The organism is Rhizobium album (assembly GCF_003122325.1).
In the GTDB taxonomy this organism is placed as follows: Bacteria; Pseudomonadota; Alphaproteobacteria; order Rhizobiales; family Rhizobiaceae; genus Metarhizobium; species Metarhizobium album.
The window spans coordinates 205,192-219,612 of sequence record NZ_QFBC01000005.1; the positions used below are offsets into that span (position 1 = coordinate 205,192).

Annotated in this window: 13 protein-coding genes; 1 reads left to right on the forward strand and 12 read right to left on the reverse strand. The window is 65.0% G+C overall.

The features are described from left to right. Nucleotides 1-3: 3 nt before the first annotated feature. From DEM27_RS13840 to DEM27_RS13870, 7 genes are all read right to left on the reverse strand, one after another. Nucleotides 4-1,077 carry a DUF475 domain-containing protein gene (locus tag DEM27_RS13840; protein WP_109458829.1) on the reverse strand — a complete coding sequence of 358 codons (1,074 nt, stop codon included), beginning with the start codon at nt 1,075-1,077 and terminating at the stop codon, nt 4-6. Nucleotides 1,078-1,625: 548 nt separating this feature from the next. Then, nucleotides 1,626-2,210 (reverse strand): amino acid synthesis family protein, encoded by a 585-nt coding sequence (locus tag DEM27_RS13845; protein ID WP_109458830.1) that lies wholly within the window; start codon nt 2,208-2,210, stop codon nt 1,626-1,628. Beyond that, nucleotides 2,207-2,788: an amino acid synthesis family protein gene (locus DEM27_RS13850; RefSeq protein WP_109458831.1), complete on the reverse strand. Its 582-nt coding sequence runs from the start codon at nt 2,786-2,788 to the stop codon at nt 2,207-2,209. The genes DEM27_RS13845 and DEM27_RS13850 overlap by 4 nt, the downstream gene beginning before the upstream one ends. Beyond that, nucleotides 2,758-3,708 (reverse strand): UPF0280 family protein, encoded by a 951-nt coding sequence (locus tag DEM27_RS13855; protein WP_245445825.1) that lies wholly within the window; start codon nt 3,706-3,708, stop codon nt 2,758-2,760. The genes DEM27_RS13850 and DEM27_RS13855 overlap by 31 nt, the downstream gene beginning before the upstream one ends. A gap of 3 nt (nt 3,709-3,711) precedes the next feature. After that, complete coding sequence (locus DEM27_RS13860; RefSeq protein ID WP_109458832.1) at nt 3,712-5,205, reverse strand: 6-hydroxynicotinate reductase; 1,494 nt, start codon at nt 5,203-5,205, stop codon at nt 3,712-3,714. Nucleotides 5,206-5,217: 12 nt separating this feature from the next. Further along, complete coding sequence (locus DEM27_RS13865; RefSeq protein WP_205908898.1) at nt 5,218-8,019, reverse strand: molybdopterin-dependent oxidoreductase; 2,802 nt, start codon at nt 8,017-8,019, stop codon at nt 5,218-5,220. Next, the gene (locus DEM27_RS13870; RefSeq protein WP_109458833.1) at nt 8,016-8,867 is read right to left on the reverse strand and encodes an FAD binding domain-containing protein; all 852 of its coding nucleotides are present in this window, start codon (nt 8,865-8,867) and stop codon (nt 8,016-8,018) included. The genes DEM27_RS13865 and DEM27_RS13870 overlap by 4 nt, the downstream gene beginning before the upstream one ends. Before the next feature lie 290 nt (nt 8,868-9,157). Here DEM27_RS13870 and DEM27_RS13875 point away from each other — a divergent pair, with 290 nt between their 5' ends. Continuing rightward, nucleotides 9,158-9,598, forward strand: coding sequence for a MarR family winged helix-turn-helix transcriptional regulator (locus tag DEM27_RS13875; protein WP_245445827.1), 441 nt, complete (start codon nt 9,158-9,160; stop codon nt 9,596-9,598). Here the strand turns inward: DEM27_RS13875 and DEM27_RS13880 are convergent. The 5 genes from DEM27_RS13880 to DEM27_RS13905 form a co-directional block, all read right to left on the reverse strand. Next, nucleotides 9,591-10,289 carry an ABC transporter ATP-binding protein gene (locus DEM27_RS13880; protein ID WP_109458835.1) on the reverse strand — a complete coding sequence of 233 codons (699 nt, stop codon included), beginning with the start codon at nt 10,287-10,289 and terminating at the stop codon, nt 9,591-9,593. The genes DEM27_RS13875 and DEM27_RS13880 overlap by 8 nt on opposite strands. A 2-nt stretch (nt 10,290-10,291) precedes the next feature. Then, a complete protein-coding gene (locus DEM27_RS13885; RefSeq protein ID WP_109458836.1) occupies nt 10,292-11,023 on the reverse strand; it encodes an ABC transporter ATP-binding protein in 732 nt (243 codons plus the stop codon). Next, the gene (locus DEM27_RS13890) at nt 11,011-11,973 is read right to left on the reverse strand and encodes a branched-chain amino acid ABC transporter permease (RefSeq protein ID WP_109458837.1); all 963 of its coding nucleotides are present in this window, start codon (nt 11,971-11,973) and stop codon (nt 11,011-11,013) included. The genes DEM27_RS13885 and DEM27_RS13890 overlap by 13 nt, the downstream gene beginning before the upstream one ends. Continuing rightward, the gene (locus DEM27_RS13895) at nt 11,970-12,851 is read right to left on the reverse strand and encodes a branched-chain amino acid ABC transporter permease (protein WP_109458838.1); all 882 of its coding nucleotides are present in this window, start codon (nt 12,849-12,851) and stop codon (nt 11,970-11,972) included. Before DEM27_RS13895 ends, DEM27_RS13890 begins: the two co-directional genes overlap by 4 nt. Before the next feature lie 230 nt (nt 12,852-13,081). Next, nucleotides 13,082-14,395: an ABC transporter substrate-binding protein gene (locus tag DEM27_RS13905; protein ID WP_109458840.1), complete on the reverse strand. Its 1,314-nt coding sequence runs from the start codon at nt 14,393-14,395 to the stop codon at nt 13,082-13,084. Between the last annotated feature and the right edge of the window lie 26 nt (nt 14,396-14,421).

The following is a 14,421-nucleotide window of genomic DNA, read 5'->3' on the forward strand; positions in this document are numbered from 1 at the left end:
CGTTTATTCGGCCGCGTGGGCATGTCCCAGTTCGCGTTCGCGCCGGTTGTGGCGGATCGAGGCCCAGAAGGAGATGCCGATCAGCGTCGCGCCGCCGAGGCCGGTGATGACTTCGGGGATGTGGAACAGCGTCTGGACATACATGATCACCGCCAGGATCAGGATGGCGTAGAAGGCGCCGTGCTCCAGGTAGCGATACTCCGCCAGCGTGCCCTTCTCCACCAGCATGATGGTCATCGAGCGCACGTACATGGCGCCGATGCCGAGGCCGATGGCGATGATGAACAGGTTCTGCGTCAGCGCGAAGGCGCCGATGACGCCGTCGAAGGAGAAGCTGGCATCGAGCACTTCCAGATAGAGGAAGGCGCCGAGGCCGCCGCGCGCCGCCTCGCTCATCGCCCGCTGCGAGAAGTCGAGCAGGCCACCGAGCACTTCGACCGCCAGGAAGGTCAGGAGACCGTAGATGGCCGAATAGAGGAAGGTGGTGGATGCCTCGCCTTCCAGCAGTGCCGCGAAGATCAGGATCGTCAAGAGCACCACGGCGATCTCGATGCCCTTGATCGATGAGAACCGCGCCATGTGTTTTTCGATGAAGACGATCCAGTGCACGTCCTTCTCATGGTTGAAGAAGTAGGTGAGACCGACCATCATCAGGAAGGTGCCGCCGAAAGCGGCGATCGGCAGGTGCGCATCGGTCATGATGCGGGCGTATTCCTCCGGTTTTGCCGCGGCCAGCAGCAGCGCGTCGATCGGGCCGATCCGGGCGGCGATCGCCACGATGGCGAGCGGGAAGACGATACGCATGCCGAAGACGGCGATGACGATGCCCCAGGTCAGGAAGCGATGCTGCCAGACCGGCGTCATGTCCTTCAGCTTGTTGGCGTTGACGATGGCGTTGTCGAAGGACAGCGAGATTTCGAGCACCGCCAGCACGACGCAGATGAAGAACACCGTGGCGGTTCCGCCCAGCGTGCCCGTCGTGGTCCATCCCAGCCAGCCGCCGAGGATCAGACCGGTGACTGTGACAATGAACGCCCATTTGAAGTAGCTGAGGGTTGTCTTGGTGGCGGCGCTCATGAGCGGACCTCCACGACATGCGGGTTGAAATCGGAAGACAAGACAGAATCCGCCATGCCGAAACGGGCATGCGGGTGAGGCATGATAAGACTGATCATGATTTTTGAATCCGCCGGCTAATTTGCAGGCGATACCGACATCACGAGAGCGCCGTAAAAACTCTCGCCAGAGGGGCCCGGCACCAGGTTCTGTCCGCAGGCCGATGTCTGGCGTGCGGAAACGCGGTAGTAGTTATAGGCAAATTCCAGAAGGTCAAGACCCCGGACGGCGTCCGTCGCGGCGTGCAGCCGGCATGGTTACGCTTTTGACGGCGTGTCCGCGCGGCATTTTCCGCCCGCCCGGCATGGCGAACTCAGCGCGCTCAAATGCTTATCCCGACGGTTCTTGTGCAGGGGATCACGCCACGCCGGCGGCGGCATGACGGGCAGCGCGGCGCGATACAGTCCGCCGCGGCCCGATTTACGGTTACCAGATGGCAGGGCGGGTAAAATGCCAGCGAAAAGCGCCGTCGCAGCCGCGGCCTGACGCCGCCCGAAGGGGGGAGCGGGTTACCGGAGCCCGTCCTTGCCCTCGATCTCGCTCGTTTTCAAGCCGCCGACGCGCGGCAGCGGCCGGCCGCTGTCGGTGATGGCAACCGCAACCATGATCTCGTTGGCACGCGGTGCATCGTTGAGGCTGACTTCCATGCCGTCGAAATGCGAGCGGACATAGGCTGCATCCTTGTGACCCAGCGGAATATCAAGAACCTGCCCCGGCCCGCCGCGCTTCTTGGACGACGGTACCAGCGCCGCGCCCTTTTCCACGGCGGCGCGCAACGGCTTGCCGAGGGTGGGATGCAGCAGGGCGGCGGCATGCTCCAGCTCGCCGTTTTCGCCGACCAGCGCCGCCTTGCCGTAGCTTTCCGCCTGCGCCGGCAGGATGCCGAGGGCCGCGACGCATTTTTCGCCCAGCAATCCGCCCAATTCGGCGCCGATATCCATCAGCGGCGTCAGGTCCTCGACATATTGCCCCGCAAACGGGTTTTTGATGACGGCAACCGCGGCCGCCTTGCGGGTCGGCGGCGAGACGGTCTTGCCCATCTCGCTGTGAACCTCTTCGACGAACACGGCAATCTTGCGGATCTCGGCTTTCATCGCAGACCATCCTCTCCCTTGATGTCTTCGGCACGCAACCCGCCGACGCGGGCATGAATGCGCGAGCCGGTCGTCATCACCAGCGCCACGACGATTTCGTCGGCGCGCGGTGCGTCGGCAAGGCCGACTTCCATGGCGTCGAAATGGCTGCGGACGTAGGAGGCGTTGATATGGGTCACCGGCACGTCGAGCCGGGCGCCGGGGCCGCCGACCTTCTTCGTCGAGGGCACGATGGCCTTGGCGTCACCGAGCGCGCCGCGCATGGCGTAACCGCCCGGCACGTGCCAGAGCGCGCCGTGTTCCAGTTCGCCGCCCTGCCCGACGATGGCGCCCTTGCCGTAGCCTTCGATCTTGTCCCTGCCGCCGAGGGCTTCGACCAGCTTGTTGGCCATCGAGAGGCCGAGCGGTTCGAGGTCCTTCATGAAGCCGTCGATCTTCTCGTGATAGCTGCCGGCGAACGGGTTCTCGATCACGGCGAGGATGGCGCCGCGCTTCAGCGGCGTTTCCACCGGCGTGCCACCCTCGTGGTAGACGTCCTCGACAACGGTCAGAAGTTTGCGGACTTTCGGTTCAGGCATCTGTCATGCTCCATTGCTGATGGTTCGGGCACCAGGCGGGAAAAAGGCGCAGGCTCCTTCGGAGCCTCCGCGATCCTCGCCTGATCCTGCAGGAAAAGGGCGGCTCTGGCGATATGCCCGGCCGCGATGAAACGCTCCGCCTCCTCGACCCCGCGGGCGAGCGCGGTTTCGACGTCGCCCGGCGCCAGCCGGCCGCAGGCGCGCACGACGAGCCGGGCGCCGAGGTCGCTGTCATCGACGAGATCGGTGGCCGGGACGCGGTCTATGGCCGGATGGCCGGGCAGGTCGACGGCATTGCCGACGAGGCTGGCGGCGGCATCGGCGGAAGCGGCATTGCCGGCCAGGATGGTGACGCTGTCGGCGATGCCGAAGGAGAGGCTGCGCCCTCCCCGGCCGCTGGTGGCGATGCCCCGCTGCGGGCTCGACCCCTCGACGCGGAAATAGCCGAGCGTCGCGCCGTCCTCGCGGGCGATCTTCACCTGGAAGGCGGCGTCGGCCTGCAGATGCAGGGCGATGTCGCCGCCATTGTTGACGTAGACCCGGGCCGGCTTTTCGCCTGTGGGAAACGGCGCCAGCATGGTGTCGAGGATTTCGTCGGCCACGGCGCCGGCGACGGCGGCCATGGGGGTGATGAAATGCGTCGAGGCGAAGGGCCGCACGGCGTGCTGCATCCGGCGCGCGACGCTGCCCTGCAACATCGGCGCATCGGCCCGCATTTCGGCCTTCAGCATCGGCAGTTCGGCAACTAGTTCTTCCAGCACGCTGCGGAAACGTTGCTCCGCGGCGGAAAAGGCGGCGTGGCGGCGATCGTCATCGCAGCCATCGACACCGATGATCAGGTCGATCGGGCCGTGCTGCAGATGCAGCCGGCCGTCGGCCCGCTCGTCGTCCGGCAGGAAACGTTTGCCCGGCCCGACCAAGGCTCAGGCCCGCCACTTGAAGTTCTGCTTCTCCGTCGGCCAGGGGGCGTGTTCGCGGGGGTCGACCTTGCGTTCGGCCACCTTGAGCGCGTCCTCGATCGGCACCACCGCCTCCATATGGCCGCCCAGCGCCCGGTAATCGTCGAGCCGCATGGTGAACTCGATGGGGGCGACCAGCGCCGGCGTCGGCACGTAACCGAAGGAGTTGGCCGGCATCTGCGTCACGTCGGCCATGACGGTGATGCCGCCGCCGGGCCAGACATAGGCTGGTGCGCCGCCGCAGGAGACATAGGTGATCGCGTCCTTGACCGAGCGGGTCAGCTGCACCGGGTTGCGGGTGACGCCGGCGCGCAGGCTGCCGCCGGCGCCGCCCATGAACAGCACGGTGGCGACCGCCGGCTCGCAATTGTCCTCGACCAGCTCGACCGTCTCCCGCACCGCCGCCGGCAGGTCGGTCTGCAGCACGGGCCTGAGGGTCTCGTCGAGAACGTAATAGCCCGACTGTTCCCCCGTCGTGGAGACCATCAGCATCCGCAGCCCCGGATAGGCGACCTTCGGGTCGAAATCGCCGATGATATCGAGCGGGTCGGTGATGTTCGTGCCGCCCCAGCCGGTGCCGGGCTCGGCCACCTGGAAATAGCGGCCGGGCGTCGAGCGGCGGCCCTTGATCTTGATGCCGGTCGGCTTGACGTCGAGCAGTTTTCCCGCCTGGTGTTCCGAGAGAACGCCGGTGATGTGGTCGTCGACCACCACCACCTCGTCGAGGAACGGCGCCCATTGCTTGGCGAACATGCCGATCGTCGCCGAGCCGCAGCCGACCCGCATGCGTTTTTCCTCGACGCCGTTGATGACGGGCGCAGCGCCCGCCTTGACGGTGAGCTGGGCGCCGCCATCGATCACCATCTCGACGGCCTCGCCGTTGCACAGCCGCATCAGTGCGTCGCAGGTCACCCGGCCTTCCTTCTTGGAACCGCCGGTCAGGTGATGCACGCCGCCGAGGGAGAGCATCTGCGAACCGTATTCGCCCGTCGTCACATGGCCGATCTGCTCGCCATCGACCCGCACGGGCGAGGATTCCGGCCCGAGGAAACGGTCGGTATCGATCTTCACCTTGGCGCCGCAATAGCTGAAGATGCCTTCGGTGACGACCGTCACCATGTCGACGCCGCGTTCCTTCTGGCTGACGATGAACGGCGCCGGCTTGTAGTCCGGATAGGTGGTGCCGGCGCCGACGGCGGTGACGAAGCTGCGCTTGGCCTGCACCAGGTCGCCGTCCCACTCGTCGCTATCGGTTGCGGGCAGGAAGGGCACGACCTTGCCGCCCTCGCTGATCGTCGCCTCGATGATGGTGAGCGGATCGACGCGGATCAGGTCGCCGCCCATGTTGGCGTAGCGATCGCAGGCGCCTGACTTGCCGTCGGCGATGTAACACATCACCGGGCAGGCATCGCAGCGGATCTTGCCGTTGACTGCACTTTCGGTGCCGAGCTTGACCATGGTCGTCTTCCGTTACTTCTGCTGTGCCGCGCGGATGGCGGCACGGACTTTCGCCGGGGTGGCCGGCAGGTGATGGATCTTGGCGCCGCTCGCATGCCGGATGGCATTGAGGATCGCCGGTGCGGTGGGGATCAGCACGTGTTCCCCCAATCCCTTGGCGCCGTAGGGGCCGTGGGCATCGCCGGTCTCGACGATGATCGTCTCGATCGGCGGAATGTCGCCGAAGGTGGGGATCAGGTAGTCGTGCAGGTTTTCGGTGCGGCCGGGGATGAATTCCTCCATCAGCGCCAGCCCGACGCCCTGGGCGATGCCGCCCTGCACCTGGCCTTCGACCAGCATCGGGTTGATCGCCTTGCCGACGTCGTGGGCGGCGGTGAATTTTTTCAGCTTCACCGTCCCGAGCGCCAGGTCGACGTCCAGCTCCACGACATGGACGGCATAACCGAAGACGGCGTAGGGATTGCCCTGCCCGTTCTTGTCGAGCGGCGAGGTCGGCGGATCGTAGCTTGCTTCCGCCACCAGCACGTAACCTTCGGCATTGGCAGGCATCGCCTCGGCGATTGCCACCGTGCGGCGCTCGCTGCCGTCGATCAGGTGGATCTCGCCGTTTTCGATACGGATACGCGCCTGTTCGGACACATTGCCGAGCCGCAGGATTTTCGCCCGCAACGCTTCGCCGCACAGCCTGGCGGCATTGCCCGAAACATAGGTCTGGCGCGAGGCCGAGGTCTTGCCGGCATCCGGCGTGATGTCGGTATCGGCGCCCAGAAGCTTCACCGAGGTGAGCGGCACGCCGAGCGCCTCGGCGAAGATCTGGGTGATGACGGTGTTGGCCCCCTGGCCGATATCGACGGCGCCCTGGTGCAGCACCACGGTGCCATCCGGCCGGACACCGGCCTTGATCGTCGAGGGATTGGGCAGCGAGGTGTTGCCGCAGCCGTACCAGCCGGAGGAAACACCGACGCCGCGGCGCAAGGGGCTGCCATTTGCCTCGGCTTCGGCGTTCAGCCGTGCGGCGTCTTCCAGCGCCTTGTCCCAGGCCGGCTGCACGGCTTCCAGACAGTCGGCGATGCCGACGCCGGTTTCGAAAACCTGGCCGGTGACGGTCGGCTGGCCGTTGCGCAGCGCATTCAGCCGGCGCAGCGTCAGACGGTCGATGCCGAGCTGCAAGGCCAGTTCGTCGAACAGCTGTTCCTGTGCCACGGCCGATTGCGGCACGCCGAAACCGCGAAAGGCACCGGAGGGCGGGCAGTGGGTGTGGATGGCCCGGCTTTGCGCCAGGTAATTGTCGATGAGATAGGGGCCGGAGGCATGCACCGGCACGCGGTTTGCCACGGTCGGTCCCCAGGAGGCATAGGCGCCGGTGTTGAAATCGCCCCGGAAATGGAAAGCGGTGATCCGCCCGTCGCGCGTGGCGCCGATCTTCAGGTCGATGGCGCTCGGATGGCGCTTGGTGGTCGACTGCATGGATTCGATGCGGCTGTAGGTGATCCGCACCGGCCGTTTCAGGATCCAGGCGGCAAGGCCCATATAGGGCTGCATCGAGATATCGAGCTTCGAGCCGAAACCGCCGCCGCAGGCGGTGGGCACGACACGCACCATATCCGGCGCCAGCCCCATGATCTCGGCCATGCTGTCGCGGTCCATGAAAGGCGCCTGCGTGCAGCCGTAGATCTCCAGCCTGTCGCCGACGCGCAGGGCATAACCGGCTTCCGGCTCGATATAGGCATGCTCGATGAAGCCGGTGGAATAGGAGCCTTCGACGATGATGTCGGCGCTCGCAAAACCGTCCTCGACATCGCCTTTCTTGACCAGGCCACGGCACATGATGTTGCCGGCGCGGCCCTCATGCAGCTGGGCGGCCTCGGGGGACAGCGCATCCGAGACGGTCATGGCCGGCGGGCGCTCTTCCCAGAGGATCGGGAAAAGGCCGAAATCGAGCGTGTTGACGGTATCCGCATCGCCGGCCACCGCGGCAATCGCCTCGCCGCGAAAGCGGGCGATGCCTTCGGCAAACACCGGCTGGTCGGCAAACGGCGGGATGACGCCGAAACAGTTTTTGCCCGGAATGTCCTTGGCCGTGAGGATGAGATGGATGCCGGGGTGACGGCGGCGGTAGGCATCGAGATCGCCGAAACTGAAGGCGGCATACGGATAGGGCGAGCGCACCACCCGCACCACCAGCGCATCCGCCGGTGCCGCATCGTCGCCGAACACTTCGGTGCCGGTGATCTTTGGCAAGCCGTCCAGCCGCGGAATGGGGGCGCCGACGATGGCATCGACGTCGGCGGCCGGCCCGGCGGTTTCCGGCACGGCCAAGACGCCGCCGGCATCCATGATGGCATCGATGATCTTGCGGTAACCCGTGCAGCGGCACAGAACGCCGCCGAGCGCATCCTGCACGACGGTTTCCGTCAAGGCTTCGCCCGAGCGCAGCAGCGCCGCTGCCGTGACCATCACGCCCGGTGTACAGATGCCGCATTGCGCCGCGCCGTGTTTCTCGAACGCGGCCTTGAGATCCGCAGCCATGGCATCGGTCTCGACGAGGCCACGCAGGGTCTCCACCGACCGGCCCGCGACCTGCGCCGCCGCCGTGGTGCAGGAACAGACGGGCGCGCCGTCGATCAAGACGCTGCAGGCGCCGCAATCGCCGGCGTTGCAGCCGACCTTGACATCCCGGCAGCCCAGCTCCTCGCGCAGCACCTCAGAGAGGCGGCGGGCCGGCTGCACATGGGTTTGCACGGCCTTGCCGTTGAGTTCGAGGGCGATCGGCATCACGGCCAGCGCCGTATCGAGGGACATGACCTTGTTCATGCGGCCATCTCCCTTGCGGAACCAAGTGCCTGTTGCAATGCGCGTTTCACCAGTTCCTCCACCACCTCGCGGCGATAGGCGCCGTCGGCGCGAACGTCGTCGATCGGCGACAGCACGGAAAGATGATCGGAACGGACCGCGGCGGCGAGTGCCCCACCCTCCATCGGCAAGCCGGCAAGCGCTGCCTCAAGCCCCGGAAGACGGCGCGCCACCGGCGAGCAGGCGCCGACGGCGATCCGTGCCGCCTTGACGCGACCATCGGCGGCGGTTTCGATCGTGCAGGCGACCATGGCGATCGAGATCACCAGGTAGCGACGGGCGCCGAGTTTCAGGAAGGCGGAGCGGGCATCGATATCGGGGATCAGGATGGCGGTGACCAGTTCGCCGGGATGCAGGTCGATTGACCGCACGCCCTTGATGAAATCCGAAAGCGGCACCGTGCGCCGGCCTTGGGGGGAAAGGATTTCCACCCTGGCGTCGAGCGAAAGCAGCGGCGGAACGCCGTCTGCGGCCGGCGACGCGTTGCAGATGTTGCCGGCAATCGTACCGGCATTCTGGATCTGCGCCGAGCCGACTTCGCGAGCGGCGGCCTGCAACCCGTGGAAGGCGGGCGGCAGCTTGGCACGGGCGACGCTTGTCCACGTCGTCGTCGCGCCGAAGCGCCAACAGTCGCCGGAATGCTCGATGCCGCGCAGTTCGGCGATACGGGAAATATCGAGGATGTCGGCCGGCGCCGGCCGGTCGCGCAACGACGGATAGACATCCGTTCCCCCCGCCAGGATCGTGAACGGTCCGGACGCCAGGGCCTCGACAGCCTCCTCGGCGCTGTGCGGCGAAAAGTAACGCATCATCGTTCCCATTTTTTTATTTGTATGCAAACGAGTATCGGACTGGACAGGCCCCCTGTCAAGTGACCTTGCGTAAAAGCCGACGCGGCGTCTGTTTCTCTTAATTTGCTGTTTTAAAAGATAAAAAATGTTATCCGCCATTCTGCTTCCATGTTAGGGTGGCGGAGAGGCTGGATTTCCGGCCAAAAAACACATAAAGAATTCTCGATAATTCGGATGCCGGCTCGACTGCCGGCGCGAAGGGATGGGGCGCTCATCCAGGAAGCAGCATCGCAGCGATGGATACGGTGATGGAGAAGAAGAAGGCCGGGGCCGCGCCGCGGGATTATGCGCTGCACGAGCAGATCGGCTTTTTCCTCCGTCAGGCAAGCCAGCGGCATGTGGCGATCTTTGCAAATCGGATCGGCGACAAGCTGACGACGACGCAATGGGCGGCGCTCAGCAAGCTCAAGGAAATCCAGCCCTGCTCGCAGAACCAGCTGGGGCGGGAAACGGCCATGGACGTCGCCACCATCAAAGGCGTCGTCGACCGGCTGGCGAAGCGCGGCCTGCTGACGACGCTGCGCGACGAGACGGATGCGCGCCGCCTCGTGCTGTCGCTGACCGAAGACGGGCACAAGGCGATCGCCCGCAATGTCGATGCCGCGCTCGACGTTTCCGAAGAGACGCTGAAGCCGTTGACGACGGCGGAACGGATGATGCTGGTGGAACTGCTGCGCAAGATCAGCTGACGCCGACATAACGCTCCAGCAAGGACGGGTCGTCCCTGAGGGCTGCAACCGGCAAGGCCGGATGCGCCTTGCCGTTCTCGACGAAACATACCCGGTCGGCCACCGAAAGCACCGCATCGACGCGCTGCTCGACCAGCAGGATCGCCTTGCCCTGGTCGCGCAGCTGCAACACGACATCGCGGATTGTCGCGATCATCGACGGCATCAGCCCTTCGGTCGGCTCGTCCAGCAGGATGACGGACGGATCGATGCACAGCGCCCGGGCGGTGGCCAGCATCTGCTGCTCGCCGCCGGACAACGTGCCGGAGACCTGCCCCAGCCGCTCCCGCAGCCTCGGAAACAGTTTTAGGGCGTTCTCCAGCACGTCGCGGCCGGTCTTGCGGGTCATCAGGCCGATGTCGAGGTTTTCCTGCACGGTCAGCTCGGAAAACAGTCGCCGGCCCTGCGGTACGTAGCCGATGCCCTGTTTTGGTACCTCGTAGGGCCGCAGGCTGGTGAGCTCCCGGCCTTCGAGCCGGATGCTGCCCGATTGTGCCGGCAGCAGGCCCATGATCGATTTCAGCGCCGTCGTCTTGCCGGCGCCGTTGCGGCCGAGCAGGCAGAGCACCTCGCCGGCATTCAGCGCCAGGGAGAAATCCTTCAGCGTCCGGCTGCTGCCGTGATAGACGTTCAGATCCGTGATTTCGAGCATGGTCACGATCCCAGATAGGCCGCCTGCACGGCGGGATTGGCACGGATTTCCGCCGGCGTTCCATTGGCGAGGATCTCGCCGGCATTCAGCACGGTGATGCTGTCGGCAAGCTGCATGACGACGGGCATGTTGTGCTCGATCAGCAGGATCGTGGCAGTGCGGGCGATATCGCGCACGAGATTGCAGAAATTGTCGATCTCGGCATCGGAAAGTCCCTGGGTCGGCTCGTCGAGCATCAGCAGTTTCGGCCGCAGCGCCAGGCCCATAGCGACCTCCAGCAGCCGCTGATGCCCGTAGGACAGTTCCCCGGCCTTCATCCGGGCTCTGTCGGACAGGCCGACCTTTTCGATGGCCTCGGCGACGGCGCGGTCGAGATCCTTCTTCCTGACGGCGCCGCTGCGGCTGAGCGCGCTCTGCGCCGCCAGCGCAACGTTTTCATAGGCCGTGAGCTTGGCATAGACGCTGGTGATCTGGAACGTGTAGGCGATGCCTTTTCGCACCCGTCGCCAGGCGGGATCGCCGGTCACCTCTTCGCCTTCGAAGAACACCTGGCCTTCGCTGGGAACGATCCTCCCCGACAGCAGCGAGACGAAGGTGGTTTTTCCCGCGCCGTTCGGGCCGATCAGCGCCCGGATCTCCCCCTGTTTGAGGTCGAAATCGACGTTCTGCACCGCCTTCAGCCCGCCGAACCGGCGGCTGAGGCCCTTCGTATGGAGCAAGGTCACGGCAGCCATGTCATCCACCTTTCCCGGATGGTCCCCAAAATGCCCTTCGGGAAGAACAGAACGAGGGCGATCAGCGCGATGCCCGTCACCAGCAGGTAGGCGACGGTAAAACCGCTGACGATGTCGATCAGGTAGAACATCGCGAAGGTGCCGAGGATCGGGCCGAGCACGGTGCCTGCCCCGCCGAGCAGCGTGAAGAGCAGCGCCTCGATCGAATACTGGATCGAGGCGAAGGACGAGCCGACATAGGCAAACAGCAGCGCATAGGCGGCGCCCGCGACCGAGGAGATGGTGCCGGAAATGACGAAGGCCTTCAGCTTGATCAGGAAAGTGTTGTAGCCGAGCATGAGGGTACGCGGCTCGTTTTCGCGGATGGCGATCAGCACCCGGCCCATCGGCCCGCGCACGACGATCAGGATAACGATCAGCGTCACCGCCAGCAGCAGCAGGGCGATGTTGTAGCGCAGCGACGGATCGGTGAGGCTGAACGTCACCCCGAACAGGTCGAAATGCCGCGCCGCCTCCGGCATCACCAACCCCTCTTCGCCGCGCGTGTAGGTGGTGAAGTAGAGGCTGGCGAGATAGGCGACCTGCGAGAACATCATGGTGACGATCATGAAGGCGACGCCGCTGGTGCGCAACGCCACGACGCCGATCACCAGCGAAGCGAAGAAGCCGGCGCCAACGCCGGCGGCGAAGGCGGCGGGTACGCTCCAGCCGAGATGAAAGGCCGTCAGGCCGGCGCCGTAGAGGCCGGCGGCGAAAAACAAGGCATGGCCGAGGCTGAGCAGGCCGGTGTAGCCGAACAGCAGGTTGTAGCCGAGGGCGAAAATCGCCAGGATCATCACGCGGGTGACGGCGAGATGGTGGTATTCGGGCAGCACGAACTGCGCCAGGAAAAACAGGACGATGACGGCGAGGTGCAGGCCGACGACCTTGAATGCAGAATGTTGCCTCATCGCGCCTTCGCTCCGAACAGGCCTTCCGGCTTGAAGACGAGCACCAGCGCCACCAAGAGCGTCGAGAGCATTTTTGCCAGCGTCGGCGAGAAGAACACGGAGATGATGCCGTCGCTGAGGCCGATGATCAGCGCCGCGACCACCGTGCCGCGCAGGCTGCCGAGGCCGCCGATGATCACCACGATGAAAGAGAGCAGCAGCGGATCGAGCCCCATCAGGTAATGCGCCTGGCGGATCGGCACGATCAGCACCGCCGCGACGGCGGCCAGCATGGCGCCGGCGGCGAAGACATAGCCGTAGACCTTGTCGACCGGGATGCCGAAGGCCTGCGCCGTCTCACTGTCGAATTGTGTGGCGCGCATGATCAGGCCGAGGCGGGTGCGGGTGAGGATATACCAGCAGCCGATGAGCAGCACCACGGCCGCGGCCATGACGAAGAGGTTATAGGCGGAATAGCCGAACCAAGGCAGGCGGATGCGGTAATAGAAGGGCGCCTCAACCGGCCGCGCATCCGGCCCGAAACCGATCAGCACCACCTGCTGGATGACGTAGAGCATGCCGATTGTCGCGACGATGGTGGCTTCCGGATCGTATTTCAGCCGTTTTAGGATCAGCCGCTCGCTGGCATAAGCGACGAGACCGACCAGCAGCGGACTGATGACCAGCGCCAGGAAAAAGCCGACGGCGGGATGCAGCGACAGCAACGAGGCGACGAACCAGGCGATCACCGCGCCCAGCATGTAGAATTCGCCATGCGCCACATTGACGATGCGCATCACCCCGAAGACCAGCGACAGGCCGAGTGCGATCAGCGTCAGCACCGCTGCCTGCAGCAGGCCTTCCAGTGTCGCCAGCACCAAAAAAGGACCGAGATCCAAACCGAAAATCCTCCGCTCTCGCCACGCCCACCCGTCCCTGCAAACCGAGCGGAAATGATGCCCGCCGTCAACAGGAACCGGTCATGGCCGGCCGAAAACAAAACCATCCACCTGCCGCGGCGCATCCTGCTGCACCCGGCCAGATCACACTCCGGTGACTGTGAAACCCTGCCCGGCGGCGGGAAAGACGGCGGCCTGGAAGAGGCCGCCGTCGGAACCGACCGCTCCGGTCAGAGAGACATCTTGGTGTAGTCGGCAGTGATTTCGTACATGCCGTCCTCGATCGCGGTCTTGTGCACCACATCCATGCGGCCGCCGGCGACCTTGGAAATATACTGGCTGCCATAGACCTGGTGGTTCTTGCCGTTGAAGGTTTTTGCGCCCTGCGGATGCTCCTTGCCCTCCTCGAAGGCGGTGAGCGATTCCATCGCCTCGACGAAACCCTGCTTGTCCTTGGCGGTCTGGCCGGAATAGCCGCTCATCTCCATCGCCTTCTTGATGACGTAGAGCGTTTCCCAGCAGCCGAACATGTGGGCGTAGGTGGAGATGTCCTTCGGGTCGCTGGTGCTGGCGCCGTTGGCGTCGACGCCGACCTTCTCGCGGTAGAACTTGTCGTATTCCGTCTGGTTGGCCTGCGCATAACGCGGGTTGCCTTCCCAGAAATAGGTGCCGTCGAGGAATTCCAGCTGCGGCGTGTTCAGGTCGACGGCTTCGAGGCTGTCGATGAAGCCGAAGATCTGCGGCCGTTGCGAGCCGTAGAAATCGCCGAGCTCCTTGACGAAGGTCAGCACGGCCGGCCCGACCATGACGTGATAGAGCACTTCCGTCGACGACGGGATCTGCGGCAGGTAGCGGGTGAAGGAGGATTCCGTCGGCGGAATGGCGATCATCTGCACGATCTCGCCGCCCTGCGCCTTCATCGCCGCCGAGAAATAGTCGCGGTGATCGTGGCCGAAGGCGTAGTCGGGGAAGACCATGGTGACCTTCTTGCCAAGGTTTTGCGACACCCAGGGCGCCATGGCGCTGACCTGCGAGCGCACGTCGGTGATGCCGGGCTGGAAACAGTAGCGGTTGAGCGCGCCGGAAGCGACGTGATAGCCTTCGGAAACCACGACATAAGGCATCTTCAACTCGCCGGCGCGCGGCGCGGAGCCGATGACGACGTGTGAGAACAGCGTCCCGTAGATCAGGTCGACCTTGTGCTGCGTCGCGAATTTTTCGACGACTTCGGCACCGCGCTTCGGATCGGTGCCGTCATCCTCGATGATGACCTCGACCGGGCGACCGTTGATGCCGCCGGCATCGTTGATTTCCTTGACGGCGGCGGCCGTGACGCGCTCGTACCAGCGGCCGTAGGAGGCGCCGATGCCGGTGCGATGCAGCTGCAGGCCGATCTTGATCGGCTCGGATGTCTGGGCCTGGGAATAACGCACGAAACCGGGCATGACCTGGGAAGCCAGGCCCGCACCGGCCGCTGCACCCATTCCGAGCAGCGTCGAGCGTCTGGTAAGGCCTTTCTTGGGCGTAATGATTGTCTTGGACATGGTTTTTTCCCTCTGCTGGAAGCGGA